The following is a 19,953-nucleotide window of genomic DNA, read 5'->3' as shown; positions in this document are numbered from 1 at the left end:
AGATGCGTCAGCCGTGGAGAGAGTGATCACAGCCAGGCGCGCGGGATATCACAAGGCCCTCACGCGCTCTTCGCACGGCAGCGGCCCCTCCGGCATAGCTGACGGACCGTCAGATCGGCGCTACCGTGACGCCATGGACACCGAGACGACGTTTCCCCTGATCATCTCCGTCGACGACCACACGGTGGAGCCGCCCACGGTGTGGCAGGACCGACTTCCGAAGAAGTACCAGGACATCGGACCGCGCATAGTCCGCGCCCCGCTGAAGGAAATGACCTTCCTGGGCGGGCGGTTCAAGCCCGTCATGGGCCGGCCCGGCGACGACGGGCCGATCGGCGACTGGTGGGTGTACGAGGACCTGCACCGGCCCCTGACCCGCCTCGACACCGCCGTCGGCTACAGCAGGGACGACATCAAGCTGGAGGTCATCACCTACGGGCAGATGCGGCCGGGTTCGTACGACGTGCCCGCCCGCCTCGCCGACATGGACGTCAACCACGTCCAGTCCGCGCTCTGCTTCCCGACCTTCCCCCGCTTCTGCGGCCAGACCTTCACCGAGGCGCAGGACCACGAGCTGGGCCTGCTGTGCGTGCGGGCCTACAACGACTGGATGGTGGAGGAGTGGTGCGGCCCGGACGCGCGGGGCCGGCTGATCCCGCTCACCCTCATCCCCCTGTGGGACGCCGAGTTGGCGGCTGCCGAGGTCCGCCGCAACGCGGCCCGCGGGGTGCGCGCCGTCGCCTTCTCCGAGATACCCCCGCACCTCGGGCTGCCCTCCGTCCACACCGAGGACTGGGACCCCTTCCTCGCCGCCTGCGACGAGACCGGCACGGTCGTCGCCATGCACATCGGTTCGTCCAGCCGCATGCCCTCGACCTCCGCCGACGCCCCGCCCGCGGTCGGTTCGACGATCACCTTCGCCAACTGCTGCTTCTCGATGGTCGACTGGCTGATGAGCGGCAAGTTCGAGCGCTTCCCGAACCTCAAGGTCATGTACGCCGAGGGCCAGATCGGCTGGATCCCGTACATCCTGGAGCGCGCCGACGTGGTGTGGGAGGAGAACCGGGGCTGGGGCGGGGTCGCCGACAAGGTGCACCGTCCGCCGTCCGAGCTGTTCGCCGACCACGTCTACGGCTGCTTCTTCGACGACGCCTTCGGGCTCAGGAACCTGGACGCGATAGGGGTCGGCAACGTCCTGTACGAGACCGACTACCCGCACTCCGACTCCACCTGGCCGAAGTCCCGCGAGGTCGGCGAGGCACAGATGGGACACCTGGACGCCGACGTGGTCGACCGGATCGTACGGCGCAACGCGATCGAACTGCTGGGGCTGACCGACGACGGGCTGTGGCCGGGCGGCGCGTGTGTGTGACTGSCTGGTCGGCGGCGGGGTGTGGTCGGGCGGTGCATGGCGGAGCCGCGGCCCCCGGGAGGGGACCGCGGCGCGCGTGTGGTCGTCGGGTGGCGTCAGCCGAGGAACACCGATGAGATCGTGTCGTCGAAGCCGACGGTGGCCAGGTCGGCGATGTTGCCCTGGACCACCTTGGACTCGCCCTTGCAGTCCTTCTCGGACCAGATCTTCAGGGAGCCGGAGGCCTGGAGGGAGGAGGCGGCGTCGTCCCGGCCGACGTTCTGGCACCCGGCGCCGGCCAGGCCCTCGGACGGGTCGCCGAAGTTGATCTCGTCGGAGAGCGTGACGCTGGTCGCGGGGGCGGCGGAGCTCCCGTCGCCCTGCTCCGGCTGCTCGGCGGCGGCGCCCGCCTTCTGCCCGTCCGGAGTCACACCGAACCAGGTGCCGCCCACGCCCTGCCCGTTGGTGTCGCCGGGCTTCAGGTCCTTGCTGAAGCGGTAGACCGGCCAGCCGCCGACGGTCACCTGGAGGTTGCCGTCGTCCCGCTTGACCACGCCGACGTCGGACTTGTTCACACCGTCGATGAAGATCTTGCCGCCGGGGGCGACCAGGACCGGCGGCCAGGTGGTGGCGCACTCGCCGGAGCAGTTCGACTTGGACGGGTCCGCGGTGTCCTTGTCGAAGCGGTAGAGGGTGAATCCGGCGCCGTTGACGACGACCGGGTTCAGGTCGCCCGCCTGCGACGCGCTCAGCTGCACCCACTTCTTGGCGACCGGCTTGCTCGCGGGCTTGCCCGGGCTCGTGGCCCAGTCGCCGGTGCCGGGGGCCGCGTTGTTCTGCTTGGCCGTGCCGCTGTCGAAGTTCAGGCTCTGCAACGCGAGACCGGCGCCCTCCTTGGCCGCGGAGGCGGCGTTGTCGGCGCCGTTGCACGCGGTCAGCAGCAGGGCCGCGGCGGCTGTGGTGGCGGCGATCGCGGCGATGCGGTTGCGGATCATTTCGGACTCCCCGTGTTTCGGACCGTGTTGCGGGGCCCGGACCTCCCGAGCCGCCACCCAGTACGAGCCCCGCTCGGGCCGCCCTCACCCGGTGACACGCCTGAGACACGAACCGGACGGACCCCGGTCAATCGCACGAAGGTCGCAATATTCCGGGCGCCGCCGATACAGAGAGCGCCGCCCCGACCCTTGTCTGTTGCGGCGCCAGACCGGACGATGGCGCCCGAGCACGAAGGTGACGGTCCGTCAGTTCCTGAAACTCCGGAGTCCGAGGAGGATGCGTGTCCATCCAAGTCCCGCCGGACGGGCGGACGCTGTTCGGGATGCAGCTCCCCGTCCAGTCGCAGAGCACGATCTACGCGGAGTCGTGGGAGGCGGGTGCCGGCCCCGACGACCTCGTCGCCATCGCCCGCGCCGCCGACCGCGCCGGCTTCGCCTACGTCGCCGCCTGCGACCACGTGGCCATCCCGCGCCGTCTGGCCTCCGCGATGAGCACGGTCTGGTACGACCCGGTCGCCACGCTGGCCTTCCTGGCGTCCGCCACCGAGCGCATACGCCTGCTCAGTCACGTCGCGATCGTCGGCCTGCGCCACCCCCTGCTGACCGCGAAGCAGTACGCCACCCTCGACCACCTCAGCGAAGGGCGGCTGATCCTCGGCGTCGGGGCCGGGCACGTACAGGAGGAGTTCGAGGTGCTCGGCGTCGACTTCGAGCGGCGCGGGTTCGTGCTGGACGAGACGATCGACGCCCTGCGCGCCGCGCTCGGCCCGGACGAGTTCCCCGAACACCACGGCAAGCTCCACGACTTCGAGGGCCTGGGCCAGCTGCCGCGCCCCGCACAGGAACGCGTCCCGGTCTGGGTCGGCGGATCGTCCCCGGCCGCCTTGCGCAGGGCCGCGCTGAAGGGCGACGGCTGGCTGCCGCAGGGCGACCCGCGCGACCGGCTGCCCGCACAGATCGCGCGGATCCGGCGGCTCAGGGAGGAGGCCGGCATCAAGGGGCCGTACACCGTCGGTGCCATCGCCGAGCCCCTGTACGTCGGCACGCCCGCCTGGGACGTGGGGCGCCGGACGCTGACCGGGCGGCCGGAGGCCCTCGCCGAGTCGCTGCGGGCGTACCGGGCGATGGGCGTGGACCAGATCCAGGTGCGGCTGCGCAGCCGGGGCCGCAGCGAGCTCGTCGACCAGATCACCGCGTTCGGGGCCGAGGTCGCGCCCCGCCTCGACTAGGGAGACCCATGGGCAAGCTGGACGGACGGACGGTCATCGTCACGGGTGCCGCGCGCGGACAGGGGGAGCGGGAGGCGCGGCTGTTCGTGGCGGAGGGCGCGAGCGTCGTCGTGGCCGACGTGCTCGACGATCAGGGCCAGGCGCTGGCGAAGGAGCTGGGGGCGCACTACGTCCACCTCGACGTCGGCCGGGAGGAGGACTGGCGCGCCGCGCTCGCGGCCACGAAGGAGACGTACGGCCGTGTCGACGGGCTCGTGAACAACGCCGGCATCCTGCGGTTCAACTCCCTCGTCGACACGCCCCTGGATGAGTTCATGCAGGTCGTGCGGGTGAATCAGGTCGGCTGCTTCCTCGGCATCAAGACCGTGGCCCCGGAGATGGAGGACGGCGGCACGATCGTCAACACCGCCTCCTACACCGGGGTGACGGGCATGGCGGCCGTGGGCTCGTACGCCGCCACCAAGCACGCCATCCTCGGCCTCACCCGCGTCGCCGCGCTGGAGCTGGCGCCGCGGGGCATCCGGGTCAACGCGATGTGCCCCGGCGCGATCGACACCGCCATGTCCAACCCGGCGCAGCTGGACCCGGAGGCGGACGCGCAGGAGACGAGCCGGGCCCTGGACGCGCTGTACCGCAAGCTCGTGCCGCTCGGCCGGATCGGCAAGCCGGAGGAAGTGGCCCGGCTCGCGCTGTTCCTGTCGAGCGAAGACTCCTCCTACATCACCGGGCAGCCGTTCGTGATCGACGGCGGCTGGCTCGCCGGCGTCAGCGTCATCTGACTGGCCATCAGCTATTGACCCGTCATGCGGGTGATGCGACAGTCGGCCCATCGAAAACTGACGGTGTGTCAGAAACATCTGGACCGGGGACGGTGAACCTCCTTGGAATTCGGGCTGTTCGTACAGGGATACGTGGGCAAGCGCGCCGAGACCGACCCGCTCGCCGAGCACAAGGCGCTGATGGAGGAGACCGAGTACGTCATCCAGGCGGACAGGTCCGGCTTCAAGTACGCGTGGGCGTCCGAGCATCACTTCCTGGAGGAGTACTCGCATCTGTCGGCGAATGACGTGTTCCTGGGGTACCTGGCGCACGCGACGGAGCGCATCCACCTGGGCTCGGGCATCTTCAACCCCCTCGCGCAGGTCAACCACCCCGTGAAGGTCGCCGAGAAGGTCGCCATGCTCGACCATCTCACCGGCAACCGCTTCGAGTTCGGCAGCGGGCGGGGCGCCGGGTCGCACGAGATCCTCGGGTTCATACCGGGCGTGACCGATATGAACTACACCAAGGAGATCTGGGAAGAGACGATCGCCGAGTTCCCGAAGATGTGGCTCCAGGACGAGTACGTGGGCTTCCAGGGCAAGCACTGGCAGCTGCCCCCGCGCAAGGTGCTGCCCAAGCCGTACGGGAAGTCGCACCCGGCGATGTGGTACGCGGCCGGGTCGCCCGCCTCGTACGCCATGGCGGCGAAGAAGGGGCTCGGGGTCCTCGGGTTCAGCGTGCAGAAGGTCGCTGACATGGAGTGGGTGCTGGAGCAGTACAAGACGGCGGTCGTCGACGCGGAGCCGGTCGGGGACTTCGTCAACGACAACGTGATGGTGACGACGACGGCGATCTGCGCGCCGACGCACGCCGAGGCGATCGAGACCGCGGTGAACGGGGGGCTGCACTATCTGCCCTCGCTGGTGTTCCGGTACCACGACACGTTCCCCCGTCCCGAGGGGTTCCCGGTGTGGCCGGAGACGCTGCCCGAGTACACGCCGGAGTTCGTGGAGCTGCTGATCGAGGAGGAGTTGCTGATCTGCGGTGACCCGGACGAGGTGCTCACGCAGTGCAAGCGGTGGGAGCAGGCCGGAGCCGATCAGTTGTCGTTCGGGCTTCCGGTGGGGGTGGCGAAGGAGGAGACGCTGCGGACGATTCGGTTGATCGGGGAGCACGTGATTCCGAAGATCGACACGGATCCCGTACATCGGACGTCCCGGTTCCGGGCGGCCGGGTAATCGCCGTTGCGGGGTGCGGGTCGTTGGTGGCTGCCCCGCACCCCTGGGTAGGTCGGATCACCGCAGCTCCAGGAGGCGAGCCCATGCTCGATCACGTCATCAAAGGCGCCAGCGTCGTCGATGGGACGGGTGCGCCCGGCTACACCGCTGACGTCGGCATACGCGACGGTCGTATCGCCGTCATCGGCACCGTCACCGAAGAGGCCCGCACCAGCGAGGACGCCACCGGGCTCGTCCTCGCCCCCGGCTTCGTCGACCCCCATACCCACTACGACGCCCAGCTGTTCTGGGATCCCTATGCGACGCCCTCGTTGAACCACGGGGTGACGACCGTCGCCGGCGGGAACTGCGGGTTCACGCTTGCGCCGCTGAACCCGTCCCGTCCCGACGACGCCGACTACACCCGTCGCATGATGTCCAAGGTCGAGGGCATGTCGCTGGTGGCGTTGGAGGAGGGGGCGCCCTGGAGCTGGAGTTCGTTCGGGGAATATCTGGACGCGCTCGAAGGGCGGATCGCGGTCAACGCGGGCTTCATGGTGGGGCATTGCGCGCTCAGGCGGTACGTCATGGGGCCCGACGCGATCGGCGGGCAGCCCACCGACGAGCAGCTGGCCGCCATGCTCCGGCTCTTCCACGACGCCATGGACGCCGGTGCCTGGGGGTTCTCCACCACCCAGTCCTCCACCCACTCCGACGGCGACGGGAAGCCGGTGGCCTCCCGGCACGCCGGGCCCGCCGAGCTGCTCGCGCTGTCGAAGGCCGTGGGTGAGCACGAGGGCACACAGATCGAGGCGATCGTCGCGGGCTGTCTGGATCAGTTCAGCGACGCCGAGATCGACCTGTTCGTGGAGATGAGCGCCGCCGCCGGGCGGCCCCTGAACTGGAACGTGCTGACCATCGACTCGGCGGTTCCCGAGCGGGTGCCCCGGCAGTTGCTGGCCAGTGAGCAGGCGCGCAAGGCGGGCGGCCGGGTCGTGGCGCTGACCATGCCGATCCTCACGCCGATGAACATGTCGCTGGGCACGTTCTGCGCACTGAACCTGATCCCCGGGTGGGGGCCCGTCCTCGGGTTGCCCGTGCCCGAGCGGATCGCGAGGCTTCGTGACCCCGATGTGCAAGTCGAGCTGCTCCGGCACGCCGGGTCCAAGGAGGCCGGTGTCTTCCGGCGGCTGACCAACTTCGGGCGGTACGTCATCGGCGACACCTACAGCGAGGCCAACCGCGGGCTGACCGGGCGGGTCGTGGACGACATCGCCCGCGAACGCGGCCAGGAACCCTTCGAGTGCCTGGTGGAGATCTGCGCCGCCGACGATCTGCGGACGGTCCTGTGGCCCATGCCCACCGACAACGACCCCGCGTCCTGGGCCATGCGCGCCGAGGCCTGGCAGCACGAGGACGTCATGCTCGGCGGCTCGGACGCCGGGGCGCATCTGGACCGGATGTGCGGGGCGCCGTACACGACCCGGTTCCTCGGTGACTGTCTGCGCGGGCGCGGCCTCGCGAGCCTGGAGCAGGCCGTGAAGATGCTGACGGACGACCCCGCACGGCTCTTCGGGCTGCGCGAGCGCGGCCGGATCCAGGAGGGCTTCCATGCGGACCTGGTGCTCTTCGACCCGGAGCGGATCGACGCCGGCAAGGCCACCCTGGTGCACGACCTGCCGGGCGACAGCCCACGGCTGGACTCCAAGGCGATCGGAGTACGGGCCGTGTGGGTCAACGGGGTCGAGGCGATCCGGGACGACGTGGTGAGCGGGGCCGTGCCGGGGCGTGTGCTGCGCTCGGGGCGGGACACCAGGACGGTGGCCACGAGGTGAGCGGCCAGGGCGGCGGTCGGCAGCGGTTGTTCGTGGGGGGCTCCTGGGTCGAGCCGGACGGTGGCGACTACGCCGTCATCGATCCGGCCACCGAGGAGACCGTCGGGCGGGCTCCGGAGGCCTCGCCGGATCAGGTGCTCGCGGCCTGTGCCGCGGCCCGCGAGGCCTTCGGGGCGTGGTCGCGCACGGCGCCTGAGGAGCGGGCGGCCGTGCTGGCGCGGGCGGCGGACATCATCCACGCCCACTTCGTGCCGTACGCCGAACTGGCCCAGGCCGAGACCGGCGCGACCACGGGCACGGCCCGCGCCATGCAGGTCGGTGTCGGGGCGGCCCGGTTCCGGCGCTACGCGCGCGTGGAGCCCGCCGAGTGGGCCGTCGCGCCGCAGATCAACGAGGCCGGGCCGATGGGGAAGGCCGGTGTCATGGGTGCGCTGGCTGTGCGGCAGCCCGTCGGGGTGGTCACCTGCATCACCTCGTACAACAACCCCTGGGCCAATCCGGCGGGCAAGATCGCGCCCGCGCTGGCCATGGGCAACACCGTGGTCGTGAAGCCCGCCCCGCAGGATCCGCTGTCCGTCTACCGGATGGCGGAGGCCCTGGAGGCGGCGGGCGTGCCGGCGGGTGTGGTGAACGTGGTCTCCGGGCGCCGCGTGGAGGTCGGTGAGGCCGCAGTGTCGTCCCCGGACGTCGACATGGTGAGCTTCACCGGGTCCACGGCCGTCGGGCAGCGCATCGCCGAGGCGTGCGGGCGGGACATGAAACGGCAGTTGATGGAGCTCGGCGGGAAGGGCGCGGCCCTCGTCTTCGACGACGCAGACCTCGGGTCGGCGGTGGCCGGGATCGGGACGACGTTCTCCTTCTACAGCGGGCAGATCTGCACCGCGCCGACGCGGGTGCTGGCGCAGCGGGGCGTGTACGACCGGCTCGTCGAGCAACTGTCGGCGTATGCGGGGCGGTTGACGGTCGGGGATCCGCGCGAGGCGTCCACGGTCGTCGGGCCGGTGATCTCGGCCGAGCACCGGGACCGGGTGGAGTCGCATGTGGAGACCGGCCGCAAGGAAGGCGCCGTGGTGGTGGCCGGAGGTGAACGGCCGCCGTACGAGCGGGGGTTCTATGTCGCGCCGACCCTCCTCGCGGACTGCACCAACGACATGCGGGTCGCCCGGGAGGAGATCTTCGGGCCGGTCGTCTGCGTGATCCCCTTCGAGGAGGAGGAAGAGGGCATCGCCCTCGCCAACGACACCGACTACGGGCTGATCGACTACGTCTGGTCCGGTGACGTCGCCCGCGCCTTCCGGGTCGCGCGGCGGCTGCGGGCCGGCGGGGTCGGGGTCAACACCGTCGGGCGCAACATGGAGGCGCCGTTCGGCGGGTTCAAGCAGAGCGGGGTGGGGCGCGACGTCGGGTCGTACGCCCTGCACGCCTACAGCGAGGTGCAGGCGATCGTCTGGCCGGGGTGAGCCGCGGGGATTGACCGGACGGTGACTGTCGCCCGGGCGGCGAGGCGGGCAGAGTCTGCCGTATGGGACACATGGTGCAGGTCAAGGGCGGCGAGGTCTGGGCGCAGGACTCGGGGTCGGACGACGGGGCGCGGCCGCCGGTTGTGCTGCTGCACTCGGGGGTCGGTGACTCCCGGCTGTGGGAGCCGGTCCTGCCCGGCCTCCCCGCCGGACATCGGGTGATCCGGTACGACGCCCGCGGCTTCGGGAACTCGCCGGCGCCCACGGTCTCCTACTCCCAGGCCGAGGACCTCAGGAGCGTGCTGGACCACTTCGAGGTGCGCCGAGCGGTCCTGGTCGGCTCCAGCATGGGCGCCCGCACGGCCATCGACCTGGCGCTGGACGATCCAGGGCGGGTGGCGGCCCTGGGCCTGTTCGCGCCCGGCGTCGCCGGATACGAGGGCCTGGAGGTGCCGGAGCTGACCGAGGAGATCGGCCGGCTGGCGACGGCCCGTGACATGGACGGCCTGATCGCGCTCGCGGCCCGGGTGTGGGGCGCGGCGGGCCCCGACCCCGACCCCGAGGCCGAGACCCTGCTGCGGGCGGCGATTCCGGCCTGGTTCACGACGTACGGGCACGAGACCGAGGGCGCCCCGGCCTTCGGGCGGCTCGGCGAGCTCGACCTGCCCTGCACGCTCCTGCTCGGCGAGAAGGACCAGCCCGAGGTGATCCGCTGCAACGAGGCCATGGCCGAGGCCATCCCCGGCTGCCTGCTGGTCCGGCACCCGGACTGCGACCACTTCCCGACGCTGCGGGCACCGCAGGACGTCGCACGGCTGGTGACGGAGCTGTGCGAACGGGCACCGGCCGCCTGACCGGTGCCGTAGGCGTCAGTCGGTGAGGTCCACCCGGATCGTCAGCAGGTCCGCCCCGAAGGTGCGCACCCCGGCGCTGTTGAACCGGGGCAGGCCGCGCAGGCGGGCGATCGGGTCGTCGTCGGGAAGCAGGTGGGCCGTGCCGGTGTGCCAGCGCCCCTTGATCCGCACCCGCACCCGCGGATCGGCCTTGATGTTGCGCACGTACTGGGACCGCTCCCCGAACTCCGACACCAGCCAGAAGGAGTCCCCGACCCGGCGTCCGCCGAGCGGTGTGCGGCGGGGCAGGCCGGAGGCGCGGCCCGTGGTCTCCAGCAGGGTCTGGGTCGGCAGCCGGCGCATCACTGCGTTGAGCCGCCGCTGGAAGGCCCTGACGTTCCGGTACCTGGTCTCTGCACTGCCGCGCGACATGGTTCGCGGGTCTCCTGTCTCGTCATGGTGCTGATGCATTTCAATGTCTCTCACCGGGGGGATCGAACGAGCAGCGGGACCTCGAACGGTTCCACTACGAGAGACGGTGCCCCATGCGCGTGGTGACCTGGAACCTGTGGTGGCGCTTCGGGCCCTGGGAGGACCGGCAGAAGGCCGTCCTCGCCGTGCTGCGCGACCTGCGCCCCGACGTCGTGGGCCTGCAGGAGGTGTGGGCGGCGAACGGCGAGAACCAGGCCGAGTGGCTGGCCCGCGAGCTCGGCATGCACTGGGCCTGGGCCCCCTCACCGGCCCCCGACCGCTGGCGCCGGCGGATCGGCGACCCCACGGTCGACATCGGCAACGCCGTGCTGAGCCGCTGGCCGGTGACCGCTCAGCGCACGCTGCGCCTGCCCGCCCCCGCCGACGTCGACGACGGCCGCCTCGCCCTCTTCACCCGCCTGACCACGCCCTCGTACGACATCCCGTTCTTCACCACCCACCTCACCTCCGCCCTGCACGCCTCGGCGGTGCGCTGCCGGCAGGTCACCGCGCTCGCCGAGTTCGTCGCCGAGAACCGGGGCGACACGCCCTTTCCGATGATCGTCACCGGCGACTTCAACGCCTGGCCGGACTCCGACGAGATCCGCCTCTTCGGCGGCTACCGCACCGCCCCGGTCGTGCCCGGCCAGGTCTTCTTCGACGCCTGGCAGTACGCCGACCCGGACGCCCCCGCCGTCACCTGGGACCGCGCCAACCCCTACGTCGCGGCCGGCCTGGAGCCGAGCGTGCGGATCGACTACATCCACGTGGGCCCGCCCGGCCTCGGCGGCCTGGGGCATGTGCGGGGGGCGCGGCGGGCGGGAGACGGCCCGGTCGACGGCATCTGGCCGTCCGACCACGCGGCCGTCGTCGCCGACCTGGGCGACGCGCCGTCGGACTGACGGCGCGTCGCACTCGTGCCTACGAACGCCCCAGGAAGATCGGGTTCGTGAAGGCCGCCAGGGCTCCCGGCAGGGGGCCCACCGCCGCCTCGTGGCGCAGTTCCGCTCGTACATAGGCCGCGTACGACGGCGTCGTACGCCACTCCACGACGCCCGAACCCGTCACCGGCAGAGGGGCGCTCGTGAACAGGACGCCCTGGTCGGTGACGAAACGGACCACGCAGCGCGGGGCGCCCGAGACCTCCAGGCGGACCGTGACCGGGGTCTTCGGGCCGACCTCCAGCCGCTCGCCGATGCCCGCCTGTTCGGCGCGGCCGCCCGAGGCCGTGAAGGTCAGGGAGACGTTCTTGGACTCGGCGATGTAGGAGCGGCCCGCGCGGATGCCCTCCTGGATCGCCTCGCGGGTCAGGTCGTCGGCGAGGACGACCGTCTGCGGGGAGCCGACCGGGTCCGGGCTGCGGTGGGCGTCGCTGTTGCCCATCGCCGGGATCCAGTCGCGGCCCTTGTCGCGGGTGGACGCCACCAGCATGCCGTCCCAGTCCGCCAGGGCCACCTCGTCGTCCGGCGTCCACGGGCCGTTCCAGACCTCGACCGCGTCCGCCTCGCCGAAGCCGAACTTCCAGTTGCAGCCGACGCAGGTGGCGTGCGGGTGGGCGGGCACGACCAGGCCGCCGGAGCGGCGGATCTGGCGGGCGAACTTGCCGAAGCGGTTGTCGCGGGCCCGGTAGCGCCAGTCGATGAACGTGCCCGGCTCGACCCCGAGGGCCACCACGTGGCCGTTGCGCGTCGTGACCTCCTCGCCCAGCATCACGAGCAGGTCGTCGCCCGCCACGTCGGCCCAGTGCGCGTGCGCCGAGTGCGTGTTGTGCTCCGAGCTGTTGATGAAGTCCAGGCCGGCCTCGCGTGCGAGCGCCGCGATCTCCGCGGGGGTGCGGCGGCCGTCCGAGTACCAGGAGTGCAGATGGCAGTCGCCCCGGTACCAGGCGCGGCCCCGGCCCTTGGCCCGCTCCGGCGGGTACACCGGCCGGGCGGCCTCGGCCTGCTCGCCGTAGGTCAGCGTGATCGTGACCTCGTAGTTCAGTCCCTGCGGCGCCACCGTGTAGGGGCCGAGGGCGATCTGCCAGGTGCCTTCCTCGATCCGCCCGGGGATGTAGCCCGGCGTGGCGTCGTCCGCGCGGATGAAGAACTCCGTGCGCGCACCGCCCGACCAGCCCCGGAAGCCCTTGCCGCCGAGCTCGGTGCCGTGCTGGTCGAAGATGCCGATGTCGAGGCCGTTGCCCGTGGTGCCGGCCGGGACGGAGGGCCGGTCGTAGGTGTAGGAAACCTTGATCTCCCGGACCCCGTCGGGGACTTCGACGGGCAGGTACACGAAGTCGGGCGCTCCGGGCGGCAGTGTCCCGCGGACCGTACGGGTCTCGGCGTCGTGCATGTCGTCCGCCCCTCTCGCAAAGGTCACGTTTCCCAACGTAAGCGCGGCCGCGGCGCCCGTCACGAACAGGGCGCGTCTGCCCAGGCCGGCGTGGTTGTCCTCGCACATGCTGCTGCTCCCCAGGTCGTCGTGCGTGACAGGGCATGGGTGGTGCAGTGGTGGTGCGTGCAACTGTCGTATTGAGCCGTGAACGGCCGGGCAAGGGAAGGGAATCGGCAGCCAATCACCAGCCGATCGTCAGCTGACGAAGCCCGGCCGGTCGCGGGGGATCGATTTAGGCCGACCGGTCGGTATGGACATCGTGGCGTTCACGCGGTACAGATGCGGTCATGCGCATCTCCGTGACGATCTTCCTCACCGACGAGACCATCACCCCGCTCCGGCTCGCCCGTGAGCTGGAGCAGCGGGGGTTCGCCGGGCTGTATCTGCCCGAGCACACCCATATCCCCGTCGAGCGGGTCACTCCGTACCCGGCGGGCGGTGACCTGCCGCCCGAGTACGGCCGCACCCTCGACCCCTTCGTCGCCCTCGGCCAGGCCGCCGCCGTCACCGAACGGCTCGGGCTCGGCACCGGCATCACGCTGGTCGCCCAGCACGACCCGATCGACCTGGCGAAGCAGATCGCGACCCTGGACCATCTGTCCGGCGGCCGGTTCACCCTCGGGCTGGGCTTCGGCTGGAACGTCGAGGAGGCCGCCGACCACGGGGTGGAGTGGCGGACGCGGCGCGAACTCGTCCGGGACCGGATGGCGCTGATGCGGGCCCTGTGGGCGGACGAACCCGTGGCGTACGAGGGGGAGTTCGGGTCGGTACGGGCGAGTTTCGCCTATCCCAAACCCGTACAGAAGCCGCGCGGGTCGAAAGTCAACGGTCCCCGCACGCTCATCGGCGGTGCGGCCGGCCCGAAGCTCTTCGCGCACATCAGCGAGTACGCCGACGGATGGCTGCCGATCGGTGGGCGCGGATTGTCCGAATCCCTACCCCGGCTGCGGGCGGTCTGGGCGGACGCCGGGCGCGACCCGAACGCTCTCCAGGTCGTGCCGTACGCCGTGTTCCCCAGCCCCGGCAAGCTCGCGCACTACGCGGAGCTCGGGATCGAGGAGGTCGTGGTCCAGTTGCCCCCGGCCGGGGAGGCGGAGGTTCTGCGGGCGTTGGACGGCTACGCGGCCTTCCTCGACTGACCTCCCGGCCCTGATCAAGTCGACCGTATGCTCGAAGAATGACGACTTCCGCGACCTCCGGAACCGGCTCGACACCTGGCCCGACCGAGAACTCCCTGCGTCGCGCCCTCAAACGCGCCCGGGACGGTGTCGCGCTCGACGTGTCCGAGGCGGCCGTACTGCTCCAGGCCCGCGGCGAGGCGCTCGACGACCTCGCCGCGTCCGCCGCCCGGGTGCGTGACGCGGGCCTGGAGGCCGCCGGCCGGCCCGGCGTGATCACGTACTCGAAGAGCGTCTTCATCCCCCTCACCCGGCTGTGCCGGGACAAGTGCCACTACTGCACCTTCGTCACGGTGCCCGGCAAGCTGCGCCGCGCCGGGCACGGGATGTTCATGTCCCCGGACGAGGTCCTCGACATCGCCCGCAAGGGCGCGGCCCTCGGCTGCAAGGAAGCCCTCATCACCCTCGGCGACAAGCCGGAGGACCGCTGGCCCGAGGCGCGGGAGTGGCTGGACGCGCACGGCTACGACGACACCATCGCCTACGTCCGCGCCATCTCCATCCGGATCCTGGAGGAGACGGGCCTGCTGCCCCACCTCAACCCGGGCGTGATGACCTGGACCGACTTCCAGCGCCTGAAGCCGGTCGCCCCGTCGATGGGCATGATGCTGGAGACGACCGCGACCCGCCTGTGGTCCGAGCCCGGCGGCCCGCACCACGGCTCCCCCGACAAGGAACCGGCCGTGCGCCTGCGGGTCCTGGAGGACGCGGGCCGCTCGTCGGTCCCCTTCACCTCCGGGATCCTGATCGGCATCGGCGAGACGTACGAGGAGCGGGCCGAGTCCCTCTTCGCGCTCCGCAAGATCTCGCGGTCGTACCACAGCATCCAGGAACTGATCATCCAGAACTTCCGCGCCAAGCCGGACACCGCGATGCGCGGCATGCCGGACGCGGAACTGGACGAACTGGTCGCCGCGGTCGCCGTCGCCCGGCTCATCATGGGCCCGGCCGGCAACATCCAGGCCCCGCCCAACCTCGTCGACAGCGAGTACGCCCGCCTGATCGCGGCCGGCATCGACGACTGGGGCGGCGTCTCCCCGCTCACCATCGACCACGTCAACCCCGAACGCCCCTGGCCGCAGATCGAGGAGCTGACGCGGCAGTCCGCGGACGCCGGCTTCGAGCTGCGCGAACGCCTCTGCGTCTACCCGGAGTTCGTCCAGCGCGGCGAGCCCTGGCTGGACCCGCGGCTGCGTCCGCACGTACGGGCGCTGGCCGACCCGCAGACGGGCCTCGCGCGCCCCGACGCCGTGGTCGAGGGGCACCCCTGGCAGGAACCGGAGGAGGCGTTCGTGCCCTCCGGCCGTACAGACCTGCACGCCACCATCGACACCGAGGGCCGTACGACCGACCGCCGCGACGACTTCGACGAGGTGTACGGCGACTGGGGCGCCCTGCGCGAGGCCGCCGCGCCCGGGATGGTGCCGGAGCGCATCGACACGGACGTACGCCAGGCACTGGCGACCGCGGCCGACGACCCGACCCGGCTCACCGACGCCGAGGCGCTGGCGCTGCTGCACGCGGACGGCCCGGCGCTGGACGCGCTGTGCCGGGTGGCGGACGACGTCCGTAAATCGGCGGTCGGCGACGACGTGACGTACATCGTCACGCGGAACATCAACTTCACCAACGTCTGCTACACGGGCTGCCGCTTCTGCGCCTTCGCGCAGCGCCGCACGGACGCCGACGCCTACACGCTCTCCCTCGACCAGGTCGCCGACCGCGCCCAGCAGGCGTGGGAGGTGGGCGCGGTGGAGGTCTGCATGCAGGGCGGCATCCACCCCGATCTGCCCGGGACGGCGTACTTCGACATCGCGAAGGCGGTGAAGGAGCGGGTGCCCGGCATGCACGTGCACGCCTTCTCGCCCATGGAGGTCGTCAACGGCGCGACCCGCACCGGCATGTCCATCCGCGAGTGGCTGACGGCGGCCAAGGAAGCCGGGCTGGACTCCGTCCCCGGGACCGCCGCCGAGATCCTCGACGACGAGGTCCGCTGGGTCCTGACCAAGGGCAAGCTGCCGGCGGCGACGTGGATCGAAGTGATCACGACGGCCCACGAACTCGGCATCCGGTCCTCGTCGACGATGATGTACGGCCATGTCGACCAGCCCCGCCACTGGCTCGGCCATCTGCGCACCCTGGCCGGCATCCAGGAACGCACGGGCGGCTTCACGGAGTTCGTGACCCTGCCGTTCATCCACACCAACGCGCCGGTGTACCTGGCGGGCATCGCGCGCCCCGGCCCGACGATCCGGGACAACCGGGCGGTCACGGCGATGGCCCGCCTCCTGCTGCACCCGCACATCCCCAACATCCAGACGAGCTGGGTGAAGCTCGGCACGGAGGGCGCGGCCGAGATGCTGCGCTCCGGCGCCAACGACCTCGGCGGCACGCTGATGGAGGAGACGATCTCCCGGATGGCGGGTTCGTCGTACGGCTCCTACAAGTCGGTACGCGACCTGGTGGCCGTCGCCGAGGCCGCGGGGCGTCCGGCGAAGCCGCGCACCACCCTGTACGGCGAGGTGCCGGAGGAACGGCAGCGGGCGGCGGCGGCCTCGGACGGGCATCTGCCCGAGCTGTTGCCGGTGCTGGACTGAGACGGAGACGGAGCAGGACCGTGTCGCGGGGGTCGGTACGATGATCCGACCCCCGCTGGAGGGGGTGGTTCCACAGCTTTCCGTCGCTTCCATAGCTTTTCCGTAGCCGAGGAGATGCGTGCCCGTGCCTGCTTCCAAGGTCTGGGTGACCGGTCTGACGGTGGGCGCGATAGCCGCCGTCGCCGTCCTCGCCGTGCAGGCCGAGAAGGGGCCGCACCCGACGGCCGCGAAGGCCCGCCCGAGCGCGTCGGCGCCGGGCGGCGCGAGCCCCGCCCCGACGAAGTCCACCGGACCGGTGGCCGTACCGGACGGCTCGGGCACCGGACGCCGGGTCGTCTACTCCCTCGGCGGGAAGCGGGTCTGGCTGGTCGACGCGAGTGACGCGGCCCGCCGTACGTTCGCCGTCTGGCCGGGCACGGTGAGCCCGGACCCCGGCTCCTACACCGTGTCGTCGCGCAACATGGCCACCACCGGCTCGGACGGCGTGCAGATCGAGAACATCCTCTACTTCGCCGCGAAGTCCGGCATCTCCATAGCCTTCTCCAACGCCGTGGACGGCTCCTCGCCCCCGCCCGCCGGGGGCAAGCAGACCGGCGGGATCCGGATGCGCGCGGCGGACGGGGAGTCGTTGTGGACGTTCGGGGAGACGGGCACGAAGGTCGTCGTGGTCAAGTAGGAGAGCCGTAAGGGTCCTCTGCATCCTTCGATGTAGGGCGGATTCGGCTCCACTCACGACGATCCGGGCCGATTCCGCCGTGACGATGAATGCATGACGCACACGGACGCGACGATCCCGCTGGCATCGGAGTCTGCGCAGCCCACCGGACGACGGCTTCCCCTCCTCGACGTACTACGCGGAGTGGCCATCCTCGGCACGCTCATGACGAACGTCTGGATCTTCACCGGTCCGGGCGCGGAGTGGGGAGCCCTGCAGTCCGGGATGTCCACGGGGGCTGTCGTAGGCACGTTCAGCGTGCTGGCGAACGGCAAGTTCCTGTCGCTGCTGACGATCCTGTTCGGCGTGGGGCTGGCCATCCAGTACGCCTCGGCGGAGCGGCGCGGGCAGCCGTGGCCGGGGCGCTACCGGTGGCGGGCGCTGTTCCTGTTCGCCGAGGGCACGGTGCACTTCGTGCTGGTCTTCGCGTGGGACGTACTGATGGGATACGCGGTCACCGCACTCCTCGTCGCCCGGCTGCTGACCCGCTCGGAGCGTGCGCAGCGGCGGGTGATGTGGTGGGCGGCGGGCATCCATCTGACGGTGATCGGCCTGCTGACGGCGGCCCTGACTTTGGCGGACGACGACTCGGGCGGCACGGTCTCCCGTGAGGTCGTGGACCTGTACGCCCACGGCAGCTACGCGGACCAGATCGCCTTCCGCCTGGAGAACGCGATAGCGCTGCGCATGGAACCGGTGCTGACCTTCTTCCTCCTGCTCTTCCTCTTCCTGCTCGGCGTACGGCTGTTCCGAGCGGGGGCGTTCGGCGCGGACGAGAAGGGACGCCGGCTTCGGTCCCGCCTGCTGGCGTGGGGGCTGGGCCTCGGGCTGCCCCTCAACGTCGCGGCGACGCTGGGCGGCCCGGACCTGGTCCTGCTGGCCAGGTACGGCGCCGCCCCGCTGCTGGCGCTCGGGTACATCGGCCTGATCGGCGCGGTGGTGGACCGAGTACGCCGGCCGGGCCCGCTGATGACGGGCCTGTCCTCCGTCGGCCGGACGGCCCTGTCCGGTTACGTCCTCCAGAACGTGCTGTGCGTCCTGGTCTCCTACGGCATCGGCCTCGGCCTGGCGGAACGGCTGGGCGACTCGGGGCCGTGGTGGGTCGTGGGCCTGTGGGTGGCGGTCTGCGCGGTGCTCATGGTGGGCTCCACGCTGTGGCTGCGGCGATTTTCGGCAGGGCCCCTGGAGTCGGTCCAGAAATGGGCCCTGCGCCACTGACGAAGTGTCAATTGTCTTTCTGCGGCAGGTGGTTGACGATCAGCACGATCCCGCTGAACAGGAACACCCGGGTCGCCGCGTCCAGCCCGTTCCAGTCCCCGGACTGCCACATCGAGAACCACTCACCGCCGATCGCGATGAACCCGACGCCGAAGAGCAGCATCAGCATCAGCAGGCCGTACGTGGAGAAGCGGCGGGCGCGGGCGTCGTCGCGGCGGAACCAGAGCCAGGTGCCGAATATGAGGACGAGGGCGGCGAGGGTCTCCCAGACGATGATCGCGACGTACGCCGCGTCCTGAAGTCCCTTGCTGGTGACGGCTCTCCACATCAGGTCGTCGTCCTTGAACGTGGTGTCCATCGCCAGGACGTGCCGTACGAACTGCTGGTTCGTCCCGAAGTCGGTGATGTTCCCGAAGGCGACGAGGGCGATGTAGAGGGCGACGGTCGCGGTGAGGAGGGTGGCGGCGACGTGGAGTGCGGGGCGTGGGGGTGTGGTTGACATGGTGGTCATCTTCCCTGTGCGGGCGCTGTGTTCGGAACTCATTGAGCCAGTTCCGTCGGGAGTTGGCGCGGCGGAGTGGGGGTCGGGCTCGATGTCGGCAGATCCCCTTCCGGACGACGCACGCTGGTCAGGTCCGCTCCGTCCAGCTTCACGTCCGTCAGGTCCGCCTCCCGTAGGTCCGTCTTGTGGAGAGAGGCGTTGCGCAGGTCCGCCTTCTCCAGGTCGGCGGATTTCAACTGGGCGGAGTCCAGGCGGGCGCTGGACAGGTTCGCCTCGATCAGGACCGCGTCGTTGAGGGCGGCAGCGCCGAGGTTCGCACCGGAAAGGTCGGCACCTGTCAGGATCGTCCCGCTCAGCGAAGCGCCACGAAGGTCCGCGCCGGAGAGTTCCGCGCTTTCCAGGTTGCCGTGGGAGAGGACTGCGCCGGCGAGGTTCGCCCGGCTCAGGTCGGCTCCGTGAAGATCGACGCCGGCCAGCTGCACGCCTCTGAGGTCGATGGGGCGGTCACCGTCGTGGGCGGGGTCGCGCTGGCCGAGCACGGACAGTGCCGCCTCGATGTCGGGAGCCTTGTCCGCCTTTGAAGGTTTCTTGATGGCGTGGCTGCGGATGTACTCGGCCAACGCGTAGATCACGGCCGGCTGCTGGCGCGGAGAGTCCTCCATGATGCCCTGGAGGGAGAAGATCGCCCCTCTGCGGATGTTGGCGGATCCGTGGTCCAGCCGTTCCATGGCCTTGTCGTACCGGTCCGCGATCTGCCCCTGCTCGGAGATGGTCAGCTCTTCGGACACCTGCGATACAGACACCCAGGTGAAGAGGAGCGTCGCGACCGCGGCGACCCCGGGGAGCATCATCGCGACGAAAACCGCCCGCTGTCCCCAACCCCCTCCCTCTGTGGGCACTTCGGCCGCCGTTCCCGACACGACGCCGGTGCTGCTCCGCTGCGGTGCCCTGCGGCGGTGTCCCGGGCGACGCGCTCCCAGCGGAGCTGCCGGGCTCTGCCCGGTCTGCCGACCCGCTCGCGCCCGACGGTCCGCGATCCTCCGAAGTTGCCGGCTCCGTGCCCCCGCCCGCGGTATGCCTCTCGTCATGGATGCCATTTGAACCGACAGTGGCCTGAGGGACAAAGGAGATCGGTCGGGTTCACACGACCCCCACTCGCCGCGCGCATCAAGGGAGTTGAGCCAGAATGAGGGGAGGCGGTCGGCGAAGGAGAGGGG

Annotated in this window: 17 protein-coding genes; 12 read left to right on the top strand and 5 right to left on the bottom strand. The window is 70.9% G+C overall.

Going from position 1 to position 19,953, the window contains the following annotated elements; translation table 11 throughout:
• Positions 1 to 133 precede the first annotated feature (133 nt).
• Entirely contained in the window at positions 134 to 1,372 is a 1,239-nt protein-coding gene (locus EAO75_RS39415) for an amidohydrolase family protein (protein ID WP_147999863.1), read from the top strand.
• A 95-nt stretch (positions 1,373 to 1,467) separates the two neighbouring features.
• Here EAO75_RS39415 and EAO75_RS39410 read toward each other — a convergent pair whose 3' ends face one another.
• Complete coding sequence (locus EAO75_RS39410; protein ID WP_147999862.1) at positions 1,468 to 2,346, bottom strand: hypothetical protein; 879 nt, start codon at positions 2,344 to 2,346, stop codon at positions 1,468 to 1,470.
• Positions 2,347 to 2,669: 323 nt separating this feature from the next.
• Between EAO75_RS39410 and EAO75_RS39405 the strand changes: the two genes are divergently transcribed.
• From EAO75_RS39405 to EAO75_RS39380, 6 genes are all read left to right on the top strand, one after another.
• Positions 2,670 to 3,575 carry an LLM class F420-dependent oxidoreductase gene (locus tag EAO75_RS39405; RefSeq protein ID WP_148000546.1) on the top strand — a complete coding sequence of 302 codons (906 nt, stop codon included), beginning with the start codon at positions 2,670 to 2,672 and terminating at the stop codon, positions 3,573 to 3,575.
• Positions 3,576 to 3,583: 8 nt separating this feature from the next.
• Positions 3,584 to 4,354, top strand: a complete 771-nt coding sequence (locus EAO75_RS39400) for an SDR family NAD(P)-dependent oxidoreductase (protein WP_147999861.1) — start codon at positions 3,584 to 3,586, stop codon at positions 4,352 to 4,354.
• A 102-nt stretch (positions 4,355 to 4,456) separates the two neighbouring features.
• A complete protein-coding gene (locus tag EAO75_RS39395) occupies positions 4,457 to 5,575 on the top strand; it encodes an LLM class flavin-dependent oxidoreductase (RefSeq protein WP_147999860.1) in 1,119 nt (372 codons plus the stop codon).
• Between the two features lie 83 nt (positions 5,576 to 5,658).
• On the top strand, positions 5,659 to 7,389 hold the full coding sequence (locus tag EAO75_RS39390; protein ID WP_147999859.1) for an N-acyl-D-amino-acid deacylase family protein: 1,731 nt from the start codon (positions 5,659 to 5,661) through the stop codon (positions 7,387 to 7,389).
• Complete coding sequence (locus EAO75_RS39385; protein ID WP_147999858.1) at positions 7,386 to 8,849, top strand: aldehyde dehydrogenase family protein; 1,464 nt, start codon at positions 7,386 to 7,388, stop codon at positions 8,847 to 8,849. Before EAO75_RS39390 ends, EAO75_RS39385 begins: the two co-directional genes overlap by 4 nt.
• 62 nt (positions 8,850 to 8,911) lie before the next feature.
• Positions 8,912 to 9,703: an alpha/beta fold hydrolase gene (locus tag EAO75_RS39380; RefSeq protein ID WP_147999857.1), complete on the top strand. Its 792-nt coding sequence runs from the start codon at positions 8,912 to 8,914 to the stop codon at positions 9,701 to 9,703.
• Between the two features lie 15 nt (positions 9,704 to 9,718).
• Here EAO75_RS39380 and EAO75_RS39375 read toward each other — a convergent pair whose 3' ends face one another.
• Positions 9,719 to 10,114 (bottom strand): nitroreductase/quinone reductase family protein, encoded by a 396-nt coding sequence (locus tag EAO75_RS39375; RefSeq protein ID WP_147999856.1) that lies wholly within the window; start codon positions 10,112 to 10,114, stop codon positions 9,719 to 9,721.
• A 113-nt stretch (positions 10,115 to 10,227) separates the two neighbouring features.
• On the opposite strand from EAO75_RS39375, the gene EAO75_RS39370 reads away from it, so the two are divergent.
• A complete protein-coding gene (locus tag EAO75_RS39370; protein WP_147999855.1) occupies positions 10,228 to 11,055 on the top strand; it encodes an endonuclease/exonuclease/phosphatase family protein in 828 nt (275 codons plus the stop codon).
• 19 nt (positions 11,056 to 11,074) lie between these two features.
• Here EAO75_RS39370 and EAO75_RS39365 read toward each other — a convergent pair whose 3' ends face one another.
• Complete coding sequence (locus EAO75_RS39365) at positions 11,075 to 12,592, bottom strand: CehA/McbA family metallohydrolase (protein ID WP_147999854.1); 1,518 nt, start codon at positions 12,590 to 12,592, stop codon at positions 11,075 to 11,077.
• Positions 12,593 to 12,813: 221 nt separating this feature from the next.
• On the opposite strand from EAO75_RS39365, the gene EAO75_RS39360 reads away from it, so the two are divergent.
• The 4 genes from EAO75_RS39360 to EAO75_RS39345 all read left to right on the top strand — a co-directional run bounded on the left by EAO75_RS39360 (position 12,814) and on the right by EAO75_RS39345 (position 18,234).
• On the top strand, positions 12,814 to 13,665 hold the full coding sequence (locus EAO75_RS39360) for an LLM class F420-dependent oxidoreductase (RefSeq protein ID WP_147999853.1): 852 nt from the start codon (positions 12,814 to 12,816) through the stop codon (positions 13,663 to 13,665).
• A 38-nt stretch (positions 13,666 to 13,703) separates the two neighbouring features.
• The gene (locus tag EAO75_RS39355; protein ID WP_147999852.1) at positions 13,704 to 16,301 is read left to right on the top strand and encodes a bifunctional FO biosynthesis protein CofGH; all 2,598 of its coding nucleotides are present in this window, start codon (positions 13,704 to 13,706) and stop codon (positions 16,299 to 16,301) included.
• A gap of 124 nt (positions 16,302 to 16,425) precedes the next feature.
• Positions 16,426 to 16,977: a hypothetical protein gene (locus EAO75_RS39350; protein WP_147999851.1), complete on the top strand. Its 552-nt coding sequence runs from the start codon at positions 16,426 to 16,428 to the stop codon at positions 16,975 to 16,977.
• Between the two features lie 93 nt (positions 16,978 to 17,070).
• Positions 17,071 to 18,234 carry a DUF418 domain-containing protein gene (locus EAO75_RS39345; RefSeq protein WP_147999850.1) on the top strand — a complete coding sequence of 388 codons (1,164 nt, stop codon included), beginning with the start codon at positions 17,071 to 17,073 and terminating at the stop codon, positions 18,232 to 18,234.
• Between the two features lie 7 nt (positions 18,235 to 18,241).
• Here EAO75_RS39345 and EAO75_RS39340 read toward each other — a convergent pair whose 3' ends face one another.
• A complete protein-coding gene (locus EAO75_RS39340; protein ID WP_147999849.1) occupies positions 18,242 to 18,736 on the bottom strand; it encodes a DUF2165 domain-containing protein in 495 nt (164 codons plus the stop codon).
• 38 nt (positions 18,737 to 18,774) lie between these two features.
• Complete coding sequence (locus EAO75_RS39335) at positions 18,775 to 19,587, bottom strand: pentapeptide repeat-containing protein (protein ID WP_261989605.1); 813 nt, start codon at positions 19,585 to 19,587, stop codon at positions 18,775 to 18,777.
• Positions 19,588 to 19,953: the final 366 nt, after the last annotated feature.

The sequence above is a fragment of the Streptomyces sp. UW30 genome (assembly GCF_008042075.1).
Classification (GTDB): Bacteria; Actinomycetota; Actinomycetes; order Streptomycetales; family Streptomycetaceae; genus Streptomyces.
The sequence above is the reverse complement of the archived record's forward strand: the minus strand, read 5'-3'. Positions and strand labels throughout refer to the sequence as shown.

What these genes read in the sequence shown, in the direction of transcription:
- EAO75_RS39415 (WP_147999863.1), top strand. Translation starts at nt 134, where the DNA reads ATGGACACCGAGACGACGTTTCCCCTGATCATCTCCGTCGACGACCAC.
- EAO75_RS39410 (WP_147999862.1), bottom strand. Translation starts at nt 2,346, where the DNA reads ATGATCCGCAACCGCATCGCCGCGATCGCCGCCACCACAGCCGCCGCG.
- EAO75_RS39405 (WP_148000546.1), top strand. Translation starts at nt 2,670, where the DNA reads ATGCAGCTCCCCGTCCAGTCGCAGAGCACGATCTACGCGGAGTCGTGG.
- EAO75_RS39400 (WP_147999861.1), top strand. Translation starts at nt 3,584, where the DNA reads ATGGGCAAGCTGGACGGACGGACGGTCATCGTCACGGGTGCCGCGCGC.
- EAO75_RS39390 (WP_147999859.1), top strand. Translation starts at nt 5,659, where the DNA reads ATGCTCGATCACGTCATCAAAGGCGCCAGCGTCGTCGATGGGACGGGT.
- EAO75_RS39380 (WP_147999857.1), top strand. Translation starts at nt 8,912, where the DNA reads ATGGGACACATGGTGCAGGTCAAGGGCGGCGAGGTCTGGGCGCAGGAC.
- EAO75_RS39375 (WP_147999856.1), bottom strand. Translation starts at nt 10,114, where the DNA reads ATGTCGCGCGGCAGTGCAGAGACCAGGTACCGGAACGTCAGGGCCTTC.
- EAO75_RS39370 (WP_147999855.1), top strand. Translation starts at nt 10,228, where the DNA reads ATGCGCGTGGTGACCTGGAACCTGTGGTGGCGCTTCGGGCCCTGGGAG.
- EAO75_RS39365 (WP_147999854.1), bottom strand. Translation starts at nt 12,592, where the DNA reads ATGTGCGAGGACAACCACGCCGGCCTGGGCAGACGCGCCCTGTTCGTG.
- EAO75_RS39360 (WP_147999853.1), top strand. Translation starts at nt 12,814, where the DNA reads ATGCGCATCTCCGTGACGATCTTCCTCACCGACGAGACCATCACCCCG.
- EAO75_RS39355 (WP_147999852.1), top strand. Translation starts at nt 13,704, where the DNA reads ATGACGACTTCCGCGACCTCCGGAACCGGCTCGACACCTGGCCCGACC.
- EAO75_RS39345 (WP_147999850.1), top strand. Translation starts at nt 17,071, where the DNA reads ATGACGCACACGGACGCGACGATCCCGCTGGCATCGGAGTCTGCGCAG.
- EAO75_RS39340 (WP_147999849.1), bottom strand. Translation starts at nt 18,736, where the DNA reads ATGTCAACCACACCCCCACGCCCCGCACTCCACGTCGCCGCCACCCTC.
- EAO75_RS39335 (WP_261989605.1), bottom strand. Translation starts at nt 19,587, where the DNA reads ATGATGCTCCCCGGGGTCGCCGCGGTCGCGACGCTCCTCTTCACCTGG.